Here is a 23,844-nt window from a genome sequence, read left to right as displayed (position 1 = left end):
ATTCCCTTATTAAGAAGATATTGGGTATTGGCGATTTTGCAAGTTAATCGTTAATCTTCAGACTGTCCTTCTGCTTGTGTATTTTTTCCCTGATATTTGTGTTCGGTAGATGTAGAATTCTCCATATTTTAGCTCCCAAAGAAATACTTTCGTAACAGATGTTTGCATCGCGTGCTAGTATCTGAATAATCTTTGTTAAAAAGCCTTTGTTTGGGGAAACCCACATGTTTTTACATTCAAAATAGGATTTATTTGTTAATAAATCTTGCTTGTGTATTTCGACGAGATCTAAATTGTAAGTAAATATTCGCAATTTAATAAATGGGGTTACATATCCTTGATTGTATAAATATTCATATATGTAAAAATTTTCAAAGAATGTCTTTCCAGATGTTGTACTTTTAGTTGTTGTGGTGAATGAGTGCCGTCTAAAGTGATTTAAATGTTTGCGAATATATCTGATATTACCTTTTTCTAAAAGGTATATCCAAAAAAGATAATCTCCGCAACATGTGAAATCTTGGTAATTTTTCGGAATAGAATGGAGAATTTTTTTTCGAAATAAAACGCTACTTGCGTTGACAATTCGATTCCTGAAACTTTGATATTTTTTTATAAAGCGACTCCCATTGATGGTGCGCTCGCTAAAGCAGAATCTTTGTCGTTCTGTTTTTGTTCCAAATTCCCAGTAATTTTCACAAAAAGCTAGTGCTAGAGAATTGTCTTGGTTTAAAGTTGAAACTAATTCGTCTAAAAAATTCAATTCCGCCCAATCGTCGCTTTCGGCAATCCAGATGTATTTGCCTTGTGCTAAATCGAATCCCTTAGCCCACTGTTTGAATGGAGAGCCACTGTTTGTCTCGTTATATACCACGTGGCTTACTTGGGGACGATTACGATATTCCTCAATGATTTCTTTGCTGTTGTCCGAGCTACAATCGTCCAAGATAATGACTTCAAAGTCCTGAAAAGTTTGATTGAATATGGAATCAAGACGCTGCCGAAGATAAGGTGCGTGATTGTAGTTGGGGACTATGACAGAAACTTGATTGGGCATATGTCTTTTATTGATTACAGGTGTGAAATAGTATCATTGCTTGTTCTATCACGTCATCCATATCATAGTACTTATATTCGGCAAGGCGTCCACCAAATATGACATTAGTTTTTTGGCCGGCCAATGCTTTGTATTTTTCATAAAGAGCATTGTTTTCTTGGTCGTTAATTGGGTAGTAACGTTCTTTATTCAATTCCCATTTTTGAGGATATTCGCGAGTGATAATGGTTTTGGGCTGATTTCCGAATTCAAAGTGCTTGTGCTCAATAATTCTTGTGTATGGAATATTTGCGTCAATGTAATTTATAACGGCATTTCCTTGGAAATTATCAGTGTCAAGAATTTCCGTTTCAAAACGTAAGGATCGGTAATCTAAGGCTCCATGGCAGAAATTGAAAAATTCATCAATCGGTCCGGTGTAGATGATTTTTTCGGCAATGTTTTCTAATTCGGAACGATGGTCAAAAAAATTTGTATTTAAGCGAATTTCGATGCCTTCTAGCATTTTGGTTACTAATTCAGTATAGCCGTTGCTGGGTATTCCTTGGTATAAATCGTTAAAGTAATTGTTGTCAAATGTATAACGGACAGGAATTCGCTTGATGATGGAGGCTGGGAGGTCGTTGCAATTGCGGCCCCACTGTTTTTCTGTGTATTCCTTGATTAGTATTTCAAAAATGTCACGACCGACTATGCTTAATGCTTGTTCCTCTAGATTTGCTGGCTCGCGCCCATTGAGTAATTTGAGAATATCCGCTTTTTGTTCTTCCATTTTCGCCTTTGCCTCTTCCGGTGTTGCTGTCTTCCATATTTGGTAAAATGTATTCATATTGAAAGGCAGGTTATAGTAATTACCTTTTGATTTGGCTATAGGTGAATTTGTATAGCGATTAAACGGAGTAAAAGAGTTGACAAAATCCCAAACGATTTTGTTTGATGTGTGGAAAATGTGAGCTCCGTATTTATGAACGTTGATACCTTCGATATTCTCTGTATAACAATTGCCTGCGATGTGATTACGTCTTTCTATGACAAGGACCTTCTTGCCTGCTTTATGGGCTAGATTTGCAAACGTTGCTCCGAAAAGGCCTGCGCCGATGATAATATAGGAGTACATGGTGTCTTTAAAGATTCATTGTTTTTTTTAATATAATTTAAGAAATAAAAGAAAAGTAGAACTTGAACTATTTTGTTAAATAACTGAGCCAAAAACTCATTTTTCGCATTGCGGACGCTCCTTCGATAAGATTGCTCTGCAATTTTTCTTGATTTGGTCTAGGATACAGTAAAATTTTTGCAATTTGCAAAAAACTTGTGAAAAACAGCTTGATATTGCTTTGAAAAATTATGTAAGAGCTCTCGTCTTGTTTTAAATAAATCTTCTTTACGAAGCGAACTTTCAAAGGATTTAGGGTTTCTGGTTTGTCTACTATTATATTTTTTCTTGTTTTTGGAAAGAAAGTATTGAGAGAACTAAATGCAAAAGTAATCTTTTTTGTTATAGACCATTCGCCATTGTCTTTTTGACCAACAATGTATTTAGATGCGCTTGGTGGTATTTCGTCGGTCTTGCACTGTAAATTAGATTTCTTTATCATTTTTTGACAAAGAAGAAGGTTTTTCTTGTCTCTTAAATTATTTGAGCCATGCCATAAATCAATTTCGGCTTGGGATAACGCTATCCAATCAAGGTATCGGTATGTGCCGACTAAATTGATGAACATTAAGCAGAGTTCTTTTTTTGATTGAAGAATGGTTTGCGTTTCTCCGTATAGTAATTTTACGATGCGACTGTTTTTGCTTTGGCAATACCTTTTGCACATGTTGTCTTTGTTGAGAAAAGTATGCCAAACAGAGACCCCGTTTAATAGGATTATGGAAGATGGTTCTCTTAAAGCAAATTCAGTGTCGTCATATTGAAAGAAGAATGGTAATGGAAGATTGTTGTTTCTGATATGCTGCATCGGAAAACAGCAATAGAACCAGGGGGCAAAATTAGCCCCATCTTCATTAAGATTTTTCAAAACATCTGACGTTTGAGAAAGATCATAGTTTGATTTGCAGAATCGAACCCCTTTGTCAATATCCCAGATACATCCATTTACGGCTTGTTCGGACATTGATTCTGATTTTAGCATTGCTCCGCCAAGTACTTTCGTCCGATTTTCGTTTTTGAGACACCTTAAAAAGGAATATGTCCTTGCTAAAACATCAGGCTCCAAAATAATGTCGTCATCCATTAGGATGAGATTGGTGAAATGGAAATCGGAACTTCGGGAGATTGCCTCAAGCATGCACCTGGCGAAGCCTCCGGAACCACCAGCATTGATGTTAGGAACTATTTTAACTTTTGGATGGGAATAGTCGTAATTCTGTAATGTTTGACCGTTGTCTGAAACTATTATTTCCAGTTTATCGAATAATTCAGATTGAGGATTGTCTAGTATTGCATTCTGGATTGCTTTTAGATTTTTTAGAACGAAGGATTCTCTTTTGTAAGTGCAAATACCAATGCCGATTTTTATAGTGCTGATTAAATTTGAATCAATTTCAGTGCTATAATAACCGTCGGTTATGAAGCATGGCTTCTCTTGTGATGATATTGTGAAGTAACATGCTCCGCGTAAGTCTGCTATATCTGGAAAAAGAAGCGTTATGGAATCATCTTGAGCATTTTTTTCTTTTGATAGAAGAATACGCTTTTGAACATTGCCATTGACAAGAGTTGCTTCGAATAATTCTATTGTACATTTTCCTTGAATTCTTAGGAAAAGACTCAGATTATCAATGGAAGTGTATTGTTTCCATTGTGCAATAGGGAAACTGTTGAAGTAGGTGTCAAAAGAAATCGTTTGATTTGGCGGCAGAAGAAATTTATTGCCAAATTGCTTGGATGGATGCCTGTAATACAGCTCTGCTTCTTTGCAGATGTCTTTTTGAGGAAATAATATGCTTTGTATTCTCATGGGCATCTTTTTCTTGTGGCTTTTCTAGAAGCGGAAAAAGTTATCGATATTGCGTATATGGTTTTTCCGGATCAAAGAAAATACCACCATGTAATGACGGATCTTTTTGCGGTACTTTCCAATTGCCAAATACATTGGTTAATATTCTATCGTAGCCTATAGGAACGGGAAGCGAAAGCATTTCGAATGGAAATTCTATGGCACTAGAATAATCTTCTCTTAATCTAGATCTGTGTTCTTTGTATGGGAGTAGACTTAAATTCGTTATGTACTTTGTTGTGTTGTCGGAAACGTACTTGGATGCACTTTTTTCATATTCATAAAGAAATTTGTTGTATCCATGGGGGAAGAAAATTTTTGAGTGATAATATTTGTATTTTATAAAATTGATTGCTCTTGCTATGAAGTTCCATCTAGGTAACAATAGAAAGTGTTCTGTGTAAGACCGACAAGCGCTTGCTTTTTCTCTGAATGCCGTACACTCTGCTATTTGTTCATTGAAAACTTGTTTGTCGTCGGGAGTGTTGTCTAAAACAAAAATATCAATGAATATGCCTTGGTTGAATCGATAGTGTAAATCTCTTTCGCTTTCAAGAATTCCTGTTGTTAGACTGTTCCTTATTTGTCCATGCCCTCTTGCAGATCCGGGGTCCGTTTCTTCTGTTTGGAAGAAATATGGGTGCTTAAATTCTTGAGGGGCTATTTGACACAGCTTGTTGTAGTCTTCTCGAAACATTGCTAGATCAATGTCGTCGTCCCAAGGAATGAACCCGTTATGTCTAACGGCACCGATGGTAGTTCCGGAGTCTGTAAAATATTTGAGATTGTATTTTTTGCAAACTCTTTGAAATTCATGGAGTAAATCCAGCTCCACTGCCCATATTTTTTTCATTTTGGGGGAAACAGTAAAACCGCATCTTTCTTCTTCGTCAAGAAAGTGATCGGGTAGTTTTATTTTTATTGGTAGCATAATTATAGCTCCAGAATTTTTACAGAAACATCTCTCATACAGCTGTTCCCGTAATTGGGAATCCAGTTGCCAAAGGGCTTTGTATGCGCTTCATCTACATAATTGATTTCAAAAGAAAAAACTTTGGCAATTTGGTCATATTCGGAACCATAATTAATGTAGTTGAAGTTGGATAGTTTGAGGTCAATTGTGTACTTGCCCTTTGCTAAATTATGGTGAGGAACAAGAACCTCTATATCAAAAACTTCTTGATTTTCTGGGGCTCTTACAGGGTCTGTATAACAGCATGCAACGCGTTGTCCGTTTCCATTGGCTATGAAAATTCCGACTTGGAAGGTTTTTTGCGAAAAATCAATGTGCTTAATTCGAAACCTCATTCGAATAGGTTCTTCTGTTGCCATGTTTTCGGGATCATTGAGAAACCAGGCTTCCAAATAGTCAAATCGGTGTTTGTTGATCTCTTCGTCAATTCGTAAATCGTCTGTGATGATAACGTGTTTCGTTGGAGTGATTTGGATTTCTGAGGAATAATGTTCGATGGCGTCATTGATGTTGCCGTCATAGTTTAAAAGGCCGCTCTTTAATACAATTCCTCTTTTGCACAGGCTTCTTACTGCTGCCATGTTGTGGCTCACGAACAGCACGGTTCTGCCTTCGCCGCGGCTTACATCCTGCATCTTGCCGATGGCCTTTTTCTGGAATTCGGCATCGCCCACGGCTAGCACTTCGTCCACCACGAGGATTTCGGGTTCCAGGTGCGCCGCGATGGCGAATCCGAGGCGTACGGTCATGCCGCTGCTGTAACGCTTCACGGGAGTGTCCAGGTAGCGTTCGCAGCCGCTGAAGTCCACAATCTCGTCAAGCTTGCGGGTAATCTCGGCGCGGTTCATGCCCATGATGGCGCCGTTCATGTAGATGTTCTCGCGGCCGGTCATCTCCGGGTGGAATCCGGTGCCCACTTCGAGGAGGCTCGCGATGCGGCCCCGTGCGCGGATGGTCCCGGTGGTGGGGGCGGTCACGCGGCTCAGCAGCTTGAGGAGAGTGCTCTTGCCGGCACCGTTCCTGCCGATGATGCCCACGACGTCGCCCTGTTCCACTTTAAAATTGATATCCTTCAGGGCCCACACGTAATCACTGTTGCCCTTGTGCGCGCGGTCGTTGACTTCGCCCACCTTGAGGTAGGGGTCCTCGCGGCGCAGCACCTTGGTCTGCCAGAACCTGTTCAGGTCGTGGCTGAGCGTCCCGGTGCTCACTAGCCCCAGGCGGTACTGCTTGCTGATATTTTCAAACTCGATCGCGGTTGTCATTCTATTGAGTAATATAGATTATAAGGGACAGCCGAGAAGCCGATTCAAAAAAAATGCGCGAAATTGCGGCATCCGAGGCCCGGTGAAAAAAATCGGAAACCTATTGACAATAATGATTCCCGAAACTATATTTGATAGTGAACAAATGTTCTAGTGTTCAAATTTTCAAACTACTGCGGTTTTACGCCTGTCCGCAGCAAAAGTGTGCGAGGCGAATGAAGCAAAATCAAGTTACTTGATTTTATTTCTGAGCCGATGCCACGGACGCCATAAGCGTCAAAGGAGTGAAAGATGAAGAAATGTAAGGATATTTATGCTTCCTCTATTTTATTTTCGGAAAAGACGACGTCGAACTTGACCGAGAGTGAACTTTTATGTATATTTTAAATAACAGAGTCTACATAAATGTTCGAACATCTATGAACGATTGCGCAAAAATCATAGAAATGGCCGGTGAGAACAACGGCATGGTCACGGCATCGTCCGTCTCCAAGGCGGGGCTTCAGCGTCGCGCATTGGCAGAATGTGTGACGGCTGGAAGACTGAGCAAAGGTGCTCGGGGTGTCTATTTTTTGTCCGGCCAACTCGAAGACGAATTTGCCATTTGGCAACACACCTACTCGCAGGGAATTTTTTCTGGAAGCACTGCCCTATATCTTCTGAAAAAAACGGACCGTATTCCGTATTCGCTTTATATGACTTTTCCCAAAGGTTACAACGTAAGCGCGGCCAAGCAAAACGGAATAAAATGCAAGATTGTTGTTGCCGAACGCTATGACCTAGGCGTACAAGACGTTCTTTCTCCTTATGGCAATGTGGTCCGTTGCTATAATATCGAGCGGACTCTATGTGACATTGTCCGTGGAGATGACGTCCAATCAATGAACCATGCCTTCAAGGAATACGCTCGAAGTGACGCGAAAGATATTGCGTTACTCATGCACTATGCAAGGATTCTTCATGTAGAAAAGCGTGTTCGTAATTATATGGAGATTCTGCTGTGAGTTTTTCTAATGCCGCTAAACTAAAAGCCGCCATAAAGAAAATTGCTTGTGAATCTGGCGTAACGGCTCAGGGTGTTTTGCAAAAATATGTCTTGGAACGATTCCTGTGCCGACTAGCAAAGTCCGACTATCGCACAAACTTCATCCTGAAAGGTGGCTTCTTGACATCCTCGCTTGTTGGCGTTGCAAAAAGAACGACGATGGATATTGATGCGACGGCTACTGGGTTCAGCGTCGATCCGTCAACGCTAAAAGAGGCTTTGCTGTCTATTTGTTCGGAAGACTTGCAGGATGGTTTTACATTTTTACTTGACCGAATAGAAGATATTCGTGAAAAGGATTCCTATCCCGGATTGCGAGCGTATATGATGGCTTCGTTTGCTCCGATGACGGTCCCCTTTTATGTTGATGTGACTGTCGGTGATGCGATTACGCCTAAGCCGGTCCTTCAGCTATTTTGGTCAATGTTTGATATATGTCTTTGCAGCAGGAAGAACTTTTTCTGAGGTGTGCAGAAGTGCTTTGGAGATTCTGAAAGAAGCCGTTGGAGCGATTTAACTCTACTTTAGAAAGCGGACCGGTTTGTTGTTTTTAACGACAAAATTTCACAAATAGAGACTTTGAAAAATTGAGTCTAACAACGGATTGTTTAAACAATTCTTGGGGGACTTCTTGAGGGACATCTTGAGGGACAGGTCGCCAAATAATCTGCCCTTCGGGATGCTGTCCACTACCAATATTCCGGGTTCCGGTAGAATTTGAAAAAAGTTGTAAAGTGGGCTTGACAGAGCTATAAAAGGGCTCTGTCGGGCCAGACCGTACTTTTGGGTCAAAACTACGGTTCTGTAGTGAATAAACAGCCTGGAAGGGGCTTACGAAACCTCAAAAGTTTGCTAGCCGAGGTCGGGCGTACAGATTGGCCTAGCAGAGCCGTTGCATGCAAAAACAGACTTAGGATCACTAATCTCAAAATCGATTTCGGGAGGGTGCGAAAAATGGATGAAATGTACTTGACGAAAATTTATAAGTTATGTATATTATAAATATACATAATCAACCGAAGCTACCAATGGAGGTCCCAAAATGGCAAAGTCGAAATTCATAGATGAGTCAATTGAGGAGTCCGCTTCGGCGAAAAACATCACCATCCGCATGCAGCTTGACGACCTGAACGGCATCAAGAAAATGGCGAAGGCCGCGGGCATGCCTTACCAGACGCTCATCAATTCCATCATCCACCGTTACGTGACGGGCGGCATCGTGTTCAAGGTCGCGGTGTAAAAAGAAAATCACCTATTGGACTCCCGAGCCGGAGGTGGTTGACGATTGCATGACTGGCTTGCAAGAAATTTGTCTGCAAAAAAGGTGTAGGCGGAGCGCTTACAGTTTTGGAACCCTGACTTTGTCGCCGGCACTCAGGTGCTCGAGCGATACTCCGGCGTTTACGGACTGCAGTGCAGACAAAACGTAAAAGCGTGGGAGGTTCTGCGAACCGGCACCATAGGTACGGCGCAATAGTTTGAACAGGTCGTCGCCATCCTTGGCTTCTACTGTTTTGTAGAGCTTGGCGTTGGAGGGGTCGGACTGGAGGGCGGAGAGCGCCCTGCTGAACTTGTCCATGAACACTTCGGCGCTGTTGTCGACCTTTTCCTTTGCAACGGATTCGCGCCTCTTTTCGCCATTTTTATGCGCTGTTTGCTTTTGCCCTGCCTTGGGCGGCAGCGCGAGGGACGGGGCCTTGAAGGCGTTCAGGGTGAGCTGAGTCTTGCCGGAATCCTTGTTGGGTATCACTTTTTCTGCAGCGATGACGGAATCCACGGTGGCGATGTAGTGCTCATCTGGCCATGCCAAGAGGGGCATTTTTTTGTCTATTTCGACGATTTTTATAACGGGGGCGTCGTTTCCGCACGCAACCAGGAGCAAAGCCGCTATTCCGAAGATTCTTTTCATGTCTCCAAAAATACTATTTTCGCTTGCCAAAATTCCGAAATTCTTTTAAATTTGGGACTTTCAAACTCACTTCAATAGGAAGTTAATACAATGAAAGAAGGTATCCACCCTAACTATCAACCGGTCGTGTTCGTCGATGCGAATACGGGTAAAGAATACATCACCCGCTCCACGAAGTCTTCCGCCGAAAAGAAGACTATCGATGGTGTTGAACATAGCGTGATTTCCCTGGAAATCACGGCTGATACCCATCCGTTCTGGACGGGTAAGCAGCATCGCGTGGATACGGCTGGCCGTATCGACCGCTTCAACAAGCGTTTCGCTGGCAACATCACTGGTGCAAAGCGCAAGACCCGCAAGGCTGCGCCCAAGGCCGAAGACGCCGAATAATTTTGCGGAAGGCCCTCCCGCAAGGGAGGGCTTTTCTACATTCTATACGAACGTTTTTACAATGAGGATAACAATGAAAAAACAGCTTACATTGGTTGCCGCCGCCCTCGTTGCATTTGCAATGACGGGTTGCGATAAGAAGGGAACTGTCGAAGGTGTTGTTCTTGACCCGTTCACCGGAAAGAACATCGAAATACCCACTGTCTGGATGGACTCCACCATTTATGGTACGCAGTCTCCTAAGTACAAACACAAGGACTTGCTCAAAGAAGGCAAGTTCAAGTTCGAAAATGTGCCGGTGGGCTCCTATCGTATTTTGACTCGCCGTTCCAAGTATATCCTCGGCCGTGGCACGGTTACGACTACCGAAGAAAATCCGGATGCAACTGTTACGCTCTACAGCTACAGCGACCAGGTCGATCCGGGTCTGTACAAGGGCAGCGAACAGGGCCCGGTCAAGATTTCCAACGAATGGGTTATCTGGTCCGTGAACTGTGGCGAAACTTCGGGTGCTGGTTACCGCCTCGAAATGCCGCAGGTTACCGAAGCCGCCAAGCTCCCGCCTGCTGAAGCCGAAAAGAATGCCAAGAAGGGCAAGAAAGGCAAGAAGGCCAAGAAGGCTGCTAAGGTCGTGAAGCCGGACATCAAGATGCTCCCGCTCCCGGCTCCGCGTGTCGTGGACGGCAAGCTCGACGTGTTCTACCGCAATGCGAACTCTGTCTCCACTCCGCTTATCGCTACGACTTATCCGGCTGTCGAAGCTCCGATTGCTTCCCACAAGGATTGCACCGGCTTTGGCGAAGGCGAAACCAAGGGCCTCTTTGCTGACAAGTCCAAGGGTACTGCTCTCACTGTGACGTACAAGGCCGAAGGCCTCTACGAAATCACGGGCAACCTCCCGAAGGGCAAGCAGATTATCCAGTTCACTCAGGATAAGAAGGCTCTCCAGACCTACTACTTCGAAGTCAAGTAGTTCTAGACAAACTAATTTAAAGAATCCCGTGCATGGCGAATGCATGGGATTTTTTTATGGTGAATTTAAAGGCGGGGCTATAATTGTTTGTAAATAAAAAATAAAGATGGAAATTATTGGCGATTTTAGTGTTTTTTGAGGGGTTGAATCTTACGAACTGCTTCCAATTACGAAATTGAGGTTGCAAAAATCTATTTTTTACAGATACCTCCGTCATGTATTATAGGAAGTACCGTAAATGAAAAAGATCAGGAGCTATTCTTCCTTCTACATTCTTGCGTTTACGCAAGTGGCCGTATCGACGGCAATTCTCGCTTTCATGGAATTTACGCTCAACCGTCTGGGGTTCACGGCGACGGGCTCGTGGGAGTTCTATGCTTTCCACTTGCTGTTCCTGTTGCCCTGCGTGTTGTTGCTAACTCCTGCGGGTTTCTTCTCTGACAAGTATCCCAAAGAAAAGGTCCTTTTCTGGACGACTTTCCTGTCCCTCCCTGCGGTGGGGCTTTTTTGTGTCGGGGCCTACCTCTCGAACTTGATCATGATGCTCTCGGCAGTTGGCTTGTTCTTTGTGTTGCAGGCGTTCCAGAGCCCTGCCAAGAACGGCTACATGAAGGAACTGGTGGGCGTGCGTTCCCTGGTGAAGGGGAGTGGCATCCTCATGATTGTCACGTTCTCCGCAGTGATATTTGCGGGTGTGGCGCTTGCCTTTGCCGTGAAGGCGGGTGTTGTATTGCAGGCGCTTTATGCTCTTGGCGGATTGCAGTTGGTCGGGTTCTTTGCCGCGCTGTGCCTGCCGCATATCGGGGCTTACGACAGTGACCTCAAGTTCCCGTGGGGCCGCTACTGGAATTTGCTGTTCATGCGCCGTAAGATGGCGAAAGTCTGGAGGAACCATGCGCTCCGCCAGTCTATCATCGGCCTTTCGATGTTCTGGATGATGATTTTCCTCATGGTCTTTGTCATCCAGGACCAGTTCAGTTCGGGCTCGCTGTTCAATCAGGATGTGCTGGCGAACTATGCGATTTTCGGGACGGTCATTGGTTTGGTTGTCGGGTTCGTGTTCGCGATGAAGATGTCCCGCGATTTTATCGAGACGGGCCTTATCCCTATGGGGACGGCCGGGGCTTCGGTTCTCATGTTCCTGATCCCGTTCATTGGGCGGCCTTACAATGCGATTGCTTTTGCTCTGCTCGGTTTTTGCGGTGGCATCTACATGCTCCCCATGTTCGCAATGCTCCTCTACAATACCAAGCCGCGTTCGGCGGGCCATGTGCTTTCGCTCAGTAATGTGGCGCAGAACCTTTGCATCCTCGTTTTCGAGATTATGGCCGTTGCCGCCATCCGCTATTTTGCAGTAGACCGGATGACATTGTTTATGGCGCTCGGTATTTTCTGCCTTGCCGGTACGGTGTGGGCTCTTTGGGCGATGCCGCAGACGTTGCTCCGCCAGTTGTTGCGTTCGGCGCTTTCGATGCATTACAAGTTCCTTGTCACGGGCGTGCAGAACATTCCCTGGGAAGGGCCGGTGCTCATGGTGGGTAACCACATTTCGTACATCGATTGGGCAATGATCCAAATGGCGAGCCCGAGACCGTTGCGCTTTGTGATTACGCGTAGGCCGTTTGAAAAATGGTACGTGAGGCTCCTGCTTTCGCAGATGAAGACAATCGACCTCGACATTGCAAACCCCGGCCCCGCAATGGAAGAGGCTCGCAAGGCGCTCCTGCGCGGCGAAGCTGTGGTGATGTTCCCCGAAAATGCGATGACCGCTACGGGCAACATGAGCCGCTTCCGCCTGGATTACTCGGCTGCAATAAAAGATGTATCGCGAGTCAAGCTGTTGCCGTTCTACGTGCAGGGGCTTTGGGGCAGCAGTTACTCCATGGCCGATGCGGGCTTCAAGGATTTGGTTCACAGTGGTGGCCGCATAATCTCGGTTGCTTTTGGCAAAGAACTGCCGCTCGATTCGACTCCTATGATGGTGAAACGCTCCGTGCAGGAACTTTCCATTACGGCGTGGACGACTTATATCCGCAAGTTGCGCCCGGTGGCCTCGGCGTGGATCCGTACGGTGAAACATGTCGGGAGCGGGCCCTCGGTGTATAGCCCCGACGGAAACCACCTTTCGGCGAATACGCTTGCGACCGCTGCACTCTCTTTTGCAGGAATAATAGACAAACTCACGAAGGGCGAAAAGCAGGTGGGCGTACTCATTCCGCCGTCTGGCCCAGGCATCATTGTGAACATGGCCTGCCTTATTCGCGGCAAGACCGTCTACAACTTGAACTACACCAACACGCCCGAAACGATGGCATACTGCTGCGACGTGGCCGACGTGAAGACGATTATTACCGCACGCGTGTTTATTGAAAAGCTCAAGCAGAAGGGCCTCCCGATGGAGGTGTTGCTTGACAAGTACAAAGTCTATTACATGGAAGACCTGAAAACGCAACTCCATAAGTCGACGCTTGTGAAGAATTTCTTGCGCGTGCTGATTTTGCCGGCTTGGTATTTGGAACTGCGCTTCTTTAAAAAGGTCAGCCTCGACGATGTGGCAACGATTATTTTCAGTTCTGGTTCCGAAGGCCGCCCGAAGGGTGTGGAACTCACGCACTTGAACTTGATGGGCAATATCAAGCAGTGCGAAAGCGTGTTGTTGCCGAGTGCGGAGGACGTGTTCCTCGGTTCGCTCCCGCTGTTCCATGCGTTTGGATTTTCGATTACGACGATGTTGTGCCTTGTAGAAGGTGTGCCGGTGGCGACTTGCCCCGACCCGACAGATGCGCGTCTTGTTTCGCGCATGTGCGCTCAGTTCAAGGTGAGTATCATGGTGGCGACGGGTACGTTCTTGCGCATGTGGGGCCTGAACCGCGCTGTACACCCGCTGATGTTCTCGCATGTGCGTGCTATCTACGCCGGAGCCGAGAAAATTCGTGAAGACGTGCGCCAGCTGTATCGCACTAAATTCAAATTGGAAATTTTTGAAGGCTTCGGTTGTACAGAAACGACTCCGGTGGCGGCCGTGAACACGAAGGATGTGCTCATGGACGACTACAAGACCGTTATCGAGGGCAACAAGCCGGGAACTGTCGGCGCTCCGCTCCCCGGAACGCAGTTCCGCATCGTGGACCCCGACACCATGGAAGAACTTGGCGTTGGCGAAGACGGTCTTATCCTTATCGGTGGCGCTCAAATCATGAAGGGTTATTTGAAAGACCCGGATAGGACGACGCAGGCGATTGCTGTTATCAACGGCAAACGCTGGTACAAGACAGGTGACAAGGGCCATGTGGACGAAGACGGCTACCTCACGATTGTGGACCGCTACAGCCGTTTCGCAAAACTCGGTGGCGAGATGGTGAGCCTTGGTTCTGTGGATTTCAAGATTTCGGAATGCTCGCTGTTCGACGAAATTGACCACTTTGCGGTGGCCGTTCCCGATGGAAGCAAGGGCGAGAAAATCGTGCTTGTGTTCGCAGGCGACAAGTCCGAAGACGAGGTGAAGGCGATGCTCAAGGAGGTGGGGCTCCCGCCGCTCATGCTCCCGGGTGCTGTCGTGAAGGTGGATGAGCTCCCCAAATTGGGTAGCGGCAAGGCCGATGTACAGACCGGCAAGAAAATCGCCATGGAACGCCTCGGCATCTCCAATACGTAAATCCCCAAATTCAAAAAATAATCTAGCATACCTTATGTTTAAAGCGAGAAATTTTTTAAACATTTAGAGTATGAATAAACGTATTGAGAATAGAAGCGTCGGCCAAGGAAGGGGTGGGTGCAGGGAGGGGACCGTGCGGCCTTCGCTAAAGTGAGCAAGTGAGTGTCGCAGCGGCAAGCTTGCTTGCCGATATGACCGAACGTAGCCACGGACGCCTTGGCGTCCACTCTGAGCTGGGTCCCCTCCCGCATAAATAAAAAACATTAATCCCTTTTCTACGTATAAAAACAGGCATGACCTTTGGGCAGTACGCTCATAAAAAACTAGATTTGCACTACTATGAAAAATTTCATTAAGTCCCTTGGCCTGGGCCGTGGGGCGGCTATTGCTGCCGGCACGACTTTGGGCATCCTTATTCTTGCATTCCTGATTTTTAACAATCTTACGGTCCCGTACGCACGCCATTGGGATATCGAGTGGGGGTACATCAGTATCCTCTTCACGTTTATCCTGTTGGTTGTCGGTGCCGTTGTCAATATTCCCTATATTGCCAAGAACGGCAAGTCCTTCTTGCCTTCGGGCAAGTCGTTCTGCTGGCTTGCCATTATTTTGGCTGCGTTCTCCATCTTCATGTTCAGCAACATCAGCAACACGCACCGTGTGCTGAGCGACGAGACAAGTTGGGAATCCATGGGCCTCCAGATGTACTTCCAACATTCTGGCGGCGTCTGTAACGAAGGCATCTGGAAAGATGGTGTGCTCGACTGCAAGGTCGAGGTGAACAACTTCAAGGGCAAGGCTCTTGCGTTTGTCTATTCGCTCGTCTTCAATATCATGCCTCCGAATCGTGATACGGCCCTGCTGGTGAACTATCCGTTCTTCATCTTGAGCCTCATCGCGTTTTTCCTCGCGCTGTCGAAATGGTTCAAGAACGAGAAGGTGGCGCTTGCCGCGGTCGCGTTCCTAGGCGGCATGCCGATTTATCTGTTGCAGGCGCGTTCAGCATCTACCGAAGTCCTGTACATTTGCTTGCTTGCCGTGCTCATGGCGTGGTACGCATTTGTACCGACGAACAAGGTCACGTGGAAGCACTTCTTGCTGACCGTGCCTCTCCTGGGCTTCTTTGCGCAGACCCGTCAGGAGACTGTTTTTGCCTTTATCCCGTTTGCGCTGTTCTACTATCGCTATTTCCTCGAGAGGCCCTACCGTCTCCCCGCGTTCGTGCTTTCCGTGATTTTCGTGAGCTGGCCGTCCGTGAACACGATGGCCGCCTATCGCGGTTACGACTTCCAGGGTGGTGAACATGCGGCACATTCCTTCAGCAACTTCTGGTTCAACCTCAAGACCAATCTTGAAGTGATGCTGAACTTCAAGGACGATCCCAATTTGGCCGGGGTCATGGAAAACCCGTTCTACACGTCGTTCACTATCTTGCTGCTTGCGGCGACGGCTTGGTTGCTGTTCCGCTTGATTGTTTATCGCCGTTACTGGCGCGGTGCTTTGCTCGGCATTTTCTTCTGCCTCCAGATTTTCGTCATCATGTTCAACGTGTCGGGGACGTTCACTATCGATATCAACCAACGTTACGTGCTGGTGGCGCTCCCGATGTTTGCGCTGATTATGGCGCTCGGCCTTTACGATGCGCTCAAGTTCTGCACTAAGATGAATGATAACGGTGCCGCAGGCATTACTGTCGCTATTGCCGCTATCATGACTTTTGGTTTGATGTTCTTCCATGTGAATAGCTATCGCGCCAATATGCTTTACTACAAGAACAAGCTCCTGGCCGAAGAAGATTATTTGAACAAGTACATTGCGACGCTCCCTCCGAACTCGATTTACATCTACGCTCGCCCGTGGCAGATGCTTGCGCAGGGCCACAGCGCCTTTAGCGAAAGGACCTTCATGGGCTGGGATACGGAAACGTTCGCTAATTGGATGCAAGTTTCCGATGGTAACATCTACTTGGTCCGTGGCCAGGACGGCTATGGCGAACTCAACCGCAAGAGCCGCGTGGTCGGTTTCAAGACGACTGACCAGATTGATGAAATTCTTGATGACTATAAGAACGAGCGCGTGTTGCTTGAACCCAAGCTGTTCGGTTACCCGCTCGCCGTTTACAAGATGAACGCGAAGAAGGGCGTATCCGACTACACGATGAAATTCCTCGTCTCGGAACCGGATAGCGGAAACTTTGTCATCAGCAAAAAATTCCCGGAGACGATTCCTTGCAAGTACTCCCTGAACGGCGAACTGGTCGAGGAACTCGTTGTTTCTCAGTCCGAAGATGTTGTTTCTTTGGATTCCACGAAGATTCATAAGGGCTTGAACAGGGCGATGTTCGATTGCATCATGCCGGATGACGATACCGTCCACCTGGTCAAGGACTTCTTTGTGCCCGGCGAGAATGTGGAACTGCTTTCGAACCTGACATGGGATGGTTATTCGCAGGAATGGGGCAACCCCGAAAAGAACGAATCCGTGGAACACCATCGCCTGACGATTGACAAGGAAGTATTCCGCTACGGCATCGGTAGCCATGCGAATTCCAAGATCAGTTATTCCCTGAATCGCCCGTATTCCGTGTTCCACGCCGTTGTCGGCCTGGATGACGAAAGCGCCTGCGGTGACGGCGTGCATTTCATTGTCTTGGCGGACGGCCGTGAAGTGTACCATTCCGAAAGGCTTTACTCCACGCAGAAAAAGAGCATCGACGTGGATATCAGTGGGGCTTCGCGCCTTGAACTGCGCATCGACATGGGCGACGAGAAGAACTGCGACCATGGTGACTGGGCGAATGCCTGGCTGGAGGCCAAATAAGTGAAAGTTCTCGTCGCGCCGCTGGACTGGGGTCTTGGACACGCGACGCGATGTGCGCCGGTTGTCCGTGAGTTCCTGGAAAAGGGCTGCGACGTGGAACTGGCAGTGACCAGGGGAAATGCCGCCATTTTGCGCGAGATGTTTCCCGATGTGCGCCAGCGCTTGGCACCGTCTTACAACATAGTCTATCCCAAACACGGCTACAACATGGCGTTCTGGCTGTTGAAAAACAGCGCCCATTTGCGGGCCGTCATGCGCGCGGAACACCATTACGCCGAAGAAATGGTTGAGCGTCACGGCTACGACATTTTGGTGTCGGACAATCGCTTCGCGTTCCGTTCCCGCAAGGCGAAGAGCGTCTACATGACGCACCAATGCCGGATAGCTTTCCCGAAAATGTTGCGAATGTTCGAAGCGTTCGGTGCCGCCTGGCACGCTTCGGTCATGTCGCGTTTTGACGAAGTCTGGGTGCCCGACGTTCCCGAGTTCCCCGGCTATGCGGGAAGCTTGTCCCATGTCGAGCGTTGCCCGCGCCCGCTCAAGTTCGTGGGCCCGCTTTCGCGTTTTGCGATGCTTCCGTTGACTCAGTCCACCGAAAAAGACTTGAACATTGTCGCAGTCGTGTCCGGTGTGGAACCGGCGCGCTCCAGATTTGCGTCCAGACTCAGTTCCGTGCTTCCGCAAATTCCCGGTAAACATGTGGTCATTTTGGGCAAGCCCGCTTCTTCGCTGAAAACTTGGACTGCAGGGAATGTGACGTTTTATAATCACCTGCCGACACAGGAATTTGCGGATGTGATTTCCAGGGCCGGCTGGGTTATTTCGCGTGGCGGTTACAGTACGGTCATGGATATGGCAGTGCTCGGTGCAAAGTGCATCTTTGTACCTACGCCGGGCCAGTACGAGCAAGTTGTCTTGGCTGCGGATTTGTCGGCAGCGGGTTTCGCTGTGTCTATAGAAGAAGGTTCGTTGTCTGTAGATTCGTTGAGTAAAGCTCTGCAACGGGCCGATGTTGTTGAATTGCCCCGACAATCCAAAAATACGCTTTTGTCGGATGCCGTTACCCAAATTTTAAGGAGAACTTGACATGCCGCAGTTTGTGCTTGCCTTCCCGCTGAACGTCGCCTGTGATGAACCGTTCAAGGTTACGGACCACGTCTCTATCGACAAGGATACCGCAAACGTCATCATACCGGGTTGCGGCGTGCAATTTAACGTGGTGCGCCAGGCCGCCGCTGCGGGGCTCTCGGGCCTGTTTTCCGAGAACGATTCCGTCTCTCCCGAAGAGTCTGCGGCCATCGATGCGCACAAGTCGCTCCTGTTCCTCTTGGGCGAAGTCAAGTCCATCGACGACGTGAGCCAGGTGGACTCCGCCATATTGAAGATTCTCGCTGCGGGCGCTCTCGGCGTGTACATGCAGCAGTCCGGAACCGCCTGGACGGCGGAGCGTTTCCGCGAAGTGCTCGGCGACGTGGAATTCCCCATGGACACGTGGATCAACTTCGTGGAAGGGGACAACGTTGTCTATACTCTGGGAATGGCGGCGTTCTCGTTGCCCGACCTTTGCCTCGCGAAGTCGGTCGAGAATGCGGAAAGCGCATTGCTCCTGGCTGCAGACGCCATCTATGGCGACTGCATTCCCGCCAAGTCCGGCTCCGAGGTGGACATTGGCGAAGGCGAAGTCTACGTGCTCCGCGCCGAGGCGAAAAATCCGTTTCCGAAAGACAGCCCCGAATACAACAAGCAAGGAATACTTCGCTTGACGAAAAAGTAGCGGAGAGCGGTGAGCGAGGGCTAAAGCCCCTTTGAGGTATGAGGAATTAGGGGTTAGAATCTAGGATCTAGGGGCTAGGGAGAAATATCACGGCTTCGCCGTCTTATATTGACGCACGAAGTGCGTGATTCTTATTCACTTGCCACCCACCTAAAGGTGGCCATGCCCACATAAGTGCTAAAGCACTAAGTGGTCAAAGGTAGTCTCTATTTTCTAGACCCAAGCGTTCTACAGTTCCGGCTGCTTGCCGGTGAGGCGCACGAAGATTTCTTCGTACTTGGCGAGCGTGTTCTTCACGACGTCAGGCGGAATTTCCGGACCCGGGTAGGTCTTGCCCCAGTCGAGAGTTTCGAGCCAGTCGCGGACGTACTGCTTGTCGAAGCTTTCCTGGTTCTTGCCGACCTGGTACTTGTCTGCCGGCCAGTAACGGCTGGAGTCCGGCGTGAGCACTTCGTCGATGAGGATGGTTTCGCCGTCGATTTCACCGAATTCGAACTTGGTGTCGGCGAGGATGATGCCCTTGGAGGCAGCGTAGTCGCGGGCCTTCGTGTAGATGTCGAGGGACATGTCACGGAGCGTTGTTGCGACCTTTTCGCCCACGATATCGAAAGTCTGTTCGAAGCTGATGTTCTCGTCGTGGCCAACGTCGGGCTTGGTGCTCGGCGTGTAGAGCGGCTTTTCGAGCTTCTGGCAGAGCTGCAGGCCTTCGGGGAGGACATGACCGCAGATCTTGCCGGTCTTCTGGTAGTCCTTCCAACCGGAACCCACGATGTAGCCGCGCACGATGCATTCCACGGAATGGCGGTGGGCCTTCTTCACGATCATGGAACGGCCGCGGAGGTAGTCGGCGTGCTTCTTGAGCACGTCCGGGTATTCGTTCACGTCGGCGGTGATGAGGTGGTTCTTCATGCCGAGGTGCTGGAACCAGAACAGCGAAAGCTGGTTGAGGATTTTGCCCTTACCAGGGATCGGGGTGGGGAGCACCACGTCAAAAGCGGAAAGACGGTCGCTGGCGACCATCAGGAAGCTGTCGCCCAGGTCGTACATGTCGCGTACTTTGCCCTGGTGGAACAGCGGAACTTCGGTAATGGGGGTTTCAAATTTTAGACTCATAGTGCCCCTAAATTTAGAAAAAGACGAGAGGATGAATCACGTCTTATTTAGATATCTAGCTTTCAAGAAAGAAACAATTGATGGCTTGGGCGGATTAAATCCGCCTCGAAATCTATGTGCAGGAAGCGTTGGAATCCGCTATTCGGCAGCGAGGTTGATGCCTTGCGCCGGAATCTCGATATCTTCTTCCTTGGCCTCTGGTTCGACGGTTGCACCATCGAAGATGGTCTCGAGCGAGTTGATTTTGTCCTTGATGTCGTTGCTGAACTTGAACGTGGGGACGAGGCGCTCCTCGATGAGGACTGTTTCGCCCGTGCGCGGGTTACGTGCGGGGCGGGCCTTGCGAGGTTTGCAGGAGAAGGTGCCGAAGCCGCGGATTTCGATGGTGTTCCCGTCTACCAGCTTTTCGCCGACAAGTTCGAGGAACTGTTCCACTACGGTCTTGATGTCGCCCCGTACAAATCCGGTGGACTTGGCTATTTCTTGTATCAGACTTTGTTTCGTTATGTTTGGCACGACATAAAATATAGGTTAGCTTTTAAAAAAATTGGTGAGGACAATAAGAATTAAATATTTTTTTGGGGCTCTTATTGCGGAAAATTTGTGAATAGATGTGGTTAAAATGTTGAAGACTCCCAAAATCCCGAAAAAGACTTCCTTCAAGCTCCGTTCCATGGAAGTTTTCCCGAATACGATCCTCTCTCCGATGGACGGGGTGACGGATGCACCCTTCCGTCGGTTGTGTCGGGTGCTTTCGGGCGACCGCATGGGGCTCCTCGTGTCGGAGTTCGTGCCCACAGACGGCGATGCGGTGTTCAATTTGGATGGTCACAAGCAATTGAAGTTTTTCCCGGAAGAGCGCCCGTTCGGTGTGCAGATTTTTGGTCGCTTCCCGGACCGCATGGCCGCTGCGGCTAGGAAAATAGCGGAATCCCTGCATCCTGATTATATAGAAGTGAACGCGGGATGCCCGGCGCCGAAGGTGGCGGGCAAGGGCAGTGGCTCCGGCCTGCTAAGGGATTTGCCGCGTTTGCAGGAGATTCTGCACGATGTACGGGCCGCGCTGGACGGGTGCGGTGTGGATGTGCCGCTCACGCTCAAGTGCCGCATCGGCTGGGACTCCGAAAGCGTTAATATAATGGAGACGCTTGCGATTGCCGAAGGCGAGGGTGTCGAGATGCTCACGGTGCATGGCCGTACCCGCTTGCAGGGGTACAACGGCCTTGCCGATTGGGACTGGATCGGCAAGGCCGCGGCCGCGGCCAAGATTCCCGTTATCGGCAACGGCGACGTGAACAGCGTCGCCCGCGCGTTCGACTGCATAGAGAACTACGGCGTTGCCGGTGTCGCGATTGGCCGCGGCGCCATGCACAACCCGTGGATCTTCGGGCAGATTGCAGACGCCTGGGAAGGCAAGCCCGCACGCGTGATTACGGCTGCCGAGGCGCTCGAAATTTTCAAGCTGTACTACGGGTTCAAGATCGAGGACGGCTCTACCGAGATGGGTGCGCTGGGCAGGCTCAAGCAGCTCGGCGCAAGGCTGTGCAAGGGATTTTGTTTAGACGAAGCCTCTGCCGACAATGATGTCGCGATGCAGGTGCGCCAGTCGCTCCTTTCGAGCAGTTGCTCTGCTGAACTGCTGGACCGTGCGCAGTCCCTCAAGGAAGGCCTCGCGAAAGACCTCGTGTTCGACCCGGACCGCCTGGTGAACTTGAACGGCGCGAAAGAGACCGAACTCAAGTTTGGTGACCAGTTCAAGGGTCGATAATCCATAATCTTTAAATGTACTCAAAAAAAATCTCAAAAATTTCGCAAAAGGTATTGACTTTGAGTCAAATTTTGAGTACATTTAGGGTATGGACAAAATTATTGACATATTTCAATTCACGAACTTTCGCAAGTACTTGGACGAGTACCAGGCCGCTCGCGTGCAGACAGACCCTGATTTTACTAGGGCTGGAGCGTGTGCGCTGTTGGGGCTCCCCAAGACTCGCAGTTACTATAACGACATTATCAAGGGGAAAAAGCTTTCTAGCCGGATGATTCCCAAGTTTGTTGAAGTGCTTGGCCTGAATAAAAAAGAAGCCAAGTATTTCGAGGCCATGGTGAACATGGACCAGGCGAAGACCGCGACGGAACGGAACGCTTTTTTCGAGGAACTGCTGAAGCAGCACCCGGATTCCCACCGCATCTTGAACGAAGACGCCTACGAATATTATAGTCACTGGTATAACAGCGTGCTGTTTACGGCGTTGGAAGTTGTGGATGTTTCGGACGACCTTGAACCTATCCAGAAATTGATTTCCCCGAAGGTTTCCGTGGGTACTCTGAAACGTTCCTTGGAATTGTTGGAACGCCTCGGTTTTGTGCGGAAGAACGAGAATGGCTTCTGGAAAAGTTGCCGCGACTCGGTGAGCAGCGGCGCCTATAACAATAGCGATTTGGTGCGCCAGTATCAGCTGCAGTGCTTTGAACTTTCAAAGCAGGCTCTACTTGCAAGTGACGAAAGATCGTCGGATATGGCTACTTTCACTTTCAGCGTTTCCGATGATGCTTTCAAGGCGATTGCCAAAGAAATCCAGGGCCTGAAGGCCAAGGTGCGTAAGATTATTATGCTCGACAAGAAGAAGGCGACTGGCGTTCACCAGTTGAATGTTCATTTATTCACAAATTTGAAAAAATAAGTCTAGGAGGACTCAAAATGTTTATTAATAAGTTGACAAAAACGGGCCTTGCCTTTGCTTTGCTTGGTCTTGGGATGTTCGTTGGTTGTAGTGATGATAATGCCAGTTCGGCATCAACACTCAGCGAGACGAATACGGGTAATCCGTCGGTTGCAAGTCTGGATACGGCCGATTTTGAAAAGAAATTCAGCGATGGAAAAAATTCGTGCGTAATAGAAACCCTTGCGAAAAAAACTTCCAAAGATACTGTTGATGACGAGGAGGAAATCGAATATAAGGTGGATACGCTCACGACATTGGAAGGCTCGCAGGTTATAGAATGGGGTCGAATAACATGTGGCGCTCATAAGGACATCTATCTGTATGCGGATGTGAAGGGGCGTGTGGTTGATCCGAGTGGGAAACCGTTGGCCAACGCCAAGGTTTATACCGAAGAATCTTGTCCATCTTATAGTGATGATTGCCGGTGGTTTACGACGGATGGTGACGGATACTTTTATATGGAAAGTGTGAATTTCTTGACGTATGAAGAGGGCATCCCGGTTTATGCGGATTCTAGTAAAGCGGCGCGTGCGGAAGATGGCGCGGCGAGAATGGAACATATTCCCGTATTTAATAACTTGCCGACTCGCGTTATTTCGGAGAACAAAAAGTTTGGCACCAATGAAAGCCTTCGCTTTGATGAAGCTTCTATGATTAAAGTTGATGGTCGTAATATTCTTGACGTAGGTAATGTGTCTTTGGAACCGGCCTATTCAGTCAATGTGCCTTTGGATTCCATTCATTTTAGAGACATAGAAGAGCATGATGGCGATTGGGATGTTGTCGATGCTCCTGTGGAAAAGGCTCTGGAGAAAGGCGTGTATTTGAGCATTCACAGCATGGATTGCTATAACGTTAATAAGTGCTATACTTGGACTCCTGACATTAAAATTTCGCTTGAGGATGTGGAACGCGGGTATATTACAGTCGATGCGCTTCCGGAAAATACTTATGATCTGATGTTGTATTGTAACGACTGCGTTGCCGAAATATATCCCGGTACTCTTGTTGTAGAACGCTAGAGTCTTCAATCAACCTGGATTGCAAGGATTCTTATAAGGGCTGCCATGCAAAATGGCAGTCTTTATTGTATAAAGAAAACTACCGGCTACGCCGGTAGTTCCGTAAAAGCCTTCTGG

Annotated in this window: 20 protein-coding genes; 12 read left to right on the top strand and 8 right to left on the bottom strand. The window is 48.2% G+C overall.

What is annotated here, in order from left to right:
* Positions 1-43: 43 nt before the first annotated feature.
* From Q0Y46_RS05775 to Q0Y46_RS05755, 5 genes are all read right to left on the bottom strand, one after another.
* Complete coding sequence (locus tag Q0Y46_RS05775) at positions 44-1,057, bottom strand: glycosyltransferase family 2 protein (RefSeq protein ID WP_297945743.1); 1,014 nt, start codon at positions 1,055-1,057, stop codon at positions 44-46.
* 7 nt (positions 1,058-1,064) lie between these two features.
* Positions 1,065-2,174, bottom strand: coding sequence for a UDP-galactopyranose mutase (glf, locus tag Q0Y46_RS05770; RefSeq protein ID WP_297945741.1), 1,110 nt, complete (start codon positions 2,172-2,174; stop codon positions 1,065-1,067).
* Positions 2,175-2,241: 67 nt separating this feature from the next.
* A complete protein-coding gene (locus tag Q0Y46_RS05765; protein ID WP_297945740.1) occupies positions 2,242-4,023 on the bottom strand; it encodes a glycosyltransferase in 1,782 nt (593 codons plus the stop codon).
* A gap of 40 nt (positions 4,024-4,063) precedes the next feature.
* Positions 4,064-4,993, bottom strand: a complete 930-nt coding sequence (locus tag Q0Y46_RS05760; RefSeq protein WP_297945738.1) for a LicD family protein — start codon at positions 4,991-4,993, stop codon at positions 4,064-4,066.
* Between the two features lie 2 nt (positions 4,994-4,995).
* Complete coding sequence (locus tag Q0Y46_RS05755; protein WP_297945736.1) at positions 4,996-6,300, bottom strand: ABC transporter ATP-binding protein; 1,305 nt, start codon at positions 6,298-6,300, stop codon at positions 4,996-4,998.
* Positions 6,301-6,719: 419 nt separating this feature from the next.
* Between Q0Y46_RS05755 and Q0Y46_RS05750 the strand changes: the two genes are divergently transcribed.
* The 3 genes from Q0Y46_RS05750 (at position 6,720) to Q0Y46_RS05740 (ending at position 8,585) form a co-directional block, all read left to right on the top strand.
* On the top strand, positions 6,720-7,304 hold the full coding sequence (locus tag Q0Y46_RS05750) for a hypothetical protein (RefSeq protein ID WP_297945734.1): 585 nt from the start codon (positions 6,720-6,722) through the stop codon (positions 7,302-7,304).
* A complete protein-coding gene (locus Q0Y46_RS05745; protein ID WP_297945732.1) occupies positions 7,301-7,810 on the top strand; it encodes a nucleotidyl transferase AbiEii/AbiGii toxin family protein in 510 nt (169 codons plus the stop codon). Before Q0Y46_RS05750 ends, Q0Y46_RS05745 begins: the two co-directional genes overlap by 4 nt.
* A 577-nt stretch (positions 7,811-8,387) precedes the next feature.
* Positions 8,388-8,585, top strand: a complete 198-nt coding sequence (locus tag Q0Y46_RS05740; protein WP_297945730.1) for a hypothetical protein — start codon at positions 8,388-8,390, stop codon at positions 8,583-8,585.
* A gap of 99 nt (positions 8,586-8,684) precedes the next feature.
* On the opposite strand, the gene Q0Y46_RS05735 is transcribed toward Q0Y46_RS05740, so the two are convergent.
* Positions 8,685-9,254 carry a hypothetical protein gene (locus Q0Y46_RS05735; RefSeq protein ID WP_297945728.1) on the bottom strand — a complete coding sequence of 190 codons (570 nt, stop codon included), beginning with the start codon at positions 9,252-9,254 and terminating at the stop codon, positions 8,685-8,687.
* Positions 9,255-9,344: 90 nt separating this feature from the next.
* On the opposite strand from Q0Y46_RS05735, the gene Q0Y46_RS05730 reads away from it, so the two are divergent.
* The 6 genes from Q0Y46_RS05730 to Q0Y46_RS05705 all read left to right on the top strand — a co-directional run bounded on the left by Q0Y46_RS05730 (position 9,345) and on the right by Q0Y46_RS05705 (position 18,866).
* The gene (locus Q0Y46_RS05730; RefSeq protein ID WP_290958763.1) at positions 9,345-9,644 is read left to right on the top strand and encodes a type B 50S ribosomal protein L31; all 300 of its coding nucleotides are present in this window, start codon (positions 9,345-9,347) and stop codon (positions 9,642-9,644) included.
* 73 nt (positions 9,645-9,717) lie between these two features.
* Positions 9,718-10,617 (top strand): hypothetical protein, encoded by a 900-nt coding sequence (locus tag Q0Y46_RS05725; RefSeq protein WP_297945726.1) that lies wholly within the window; start codon positions 9,718-9,720, stop codon positions 10,615-10,617.
* A gap of 238 nt (positions 10,618-10,855) precedes the next feature.
* On the top strand, positions 10,856-14,272 hold the full coding sequence (locus Q0Y46_RS05720) for an MFS transporter (protein WP_297945724.1): 3,417 nt from the start codon (positions 10,856-10,858) through the stop codon (positions 14,270-14,272).
* Between the two features lie 339 nt (positions 14,273-14,611).
* The gene (locus Q0Y46_RS05715; RefSeq protein WP_297945722.1) at positions 14,612-17,092 is read left to right on the top strand and encodes an NPCBM/NEW2 domain-containing protein; all 2,481 of its coding nucleotides are present in this window, start codon (positions 14,612-14,614) and stop codon (positions 17,090-17,092) included.
* Positions 17,093-18,178, top strand: a complete 1,086-nt coding sequence (locus tag Q0Y46_RS05710) for a glycosyltransferase (RefSeq protein ID WP_297945720.1) — start codon at positions 17,093-17,095, stop codon at positions 18,176-18,178.
* A 1-nt stretch (position 18,179) separates the two neighbouring features.
* On the top strand, positions 18,180-18,866 hold the full coding sequence (locus tag Q0Y46_RS05705; protein WP_297945718.1) for a hypothetical protein: 687 nt from the start codon (positions 18,180-18,182) through the stop codon (positions 18,864-18,866).
* A gap of 228 nt (positions 18,867-19,094) precedes the next feature.
* Here the strand turns inward: Q0Y46_RS05705 and Q0Y46_RS05700 are convergent, their stop codons facing one another.
* Together Q0Y46_RS05700 and Q0Y46_RS05695 are read right to left on the bottom strand one after the other, a co-directional pair.
* A complete protein-coding gene (locus tag Q0Y46_RS05700) occupies positions 19,095-19,979 on the bottom strand; it encodes a phosphoribosylaminoimidazolesuccinocarboxamide synthase (protein ID WP_297945716.1) in 885 nt (294 codons plus the stop codon).
* Between the two features lie 138 nt (positions 19,980-20,117).
* Positions 20,118-20,495, bottom strand: coding sequence for an HU family DNA-binding protein (locus Q0Y46_RS05695; RefSeq protein ID WP_295678965.1), 378 nt, complete (start codon positions 20,493-20,495; stop codon positions 20,118-20,120).
* A gap of 106 nt (positions 20,496-20,601) precedes the next feature.
* Here Q0Y46_RS05695 and Q0Y46_RS05690 point away from each other — a divergent pair, with 106 nt between their 5' ends.
* From Q0Y46_RS05690 to Q0Y46_RS05680, 3 genes are all read left to right on the top strand, one after another.
* Positions 20,602-21,747 (top strand): tRNA-dihydrouridine synthase family protein, encoded by a 1,146-nt coding sequence (locus Q0Y46_RS05690; protein ID WP_297945847.1) that lies wholly within the window; start codon positions 20,602-20,604, stop codon positions 21,745-21,747.
* Positions 21,748-21,835: 88 nt separating this feature from the next.
* The gene (locus Q0Y46_RS05685) at positions 21,836-22,663 is read left to right on the top strand and encodes a TIGR02147 family protein (RefSeq protein WP_297945714.1); all 828 of its coding nucleotides are present in this window, start codon (positions 21,836-21,838) and stop codon (positions 22,661-22,663) included.
* Positions 22,664-22,680: 17 nt separating this feature from the next.
* Entirely contained in the window at positions 22,681-23,727 is a 1,047-nt protein-coding gene (locus tag Q0Y46_RS05680) for a carboxypeptidase-like regulatory domain-containing protein (RefSeq protein ID WP_297945712.1), read from the top strand.
* Positions 23,728-23,844: the final 117 nt, after the last annotated feature.

The organism is uncultured Fibrobacter sp., assembly GCF_947305105.1.
In the GTDB taxonomy this organism is placed as follows: domain Bacteria; phylum Fibrobacterota; class Fibrobacteria; order Fibrobacterales; family Fibrobacteraceae; genus Fibrobacter.
Note: the sequence above shows the minus strand (reverse complement) of the source record. Positions and strands in the feature narration are given on the sequence as shown.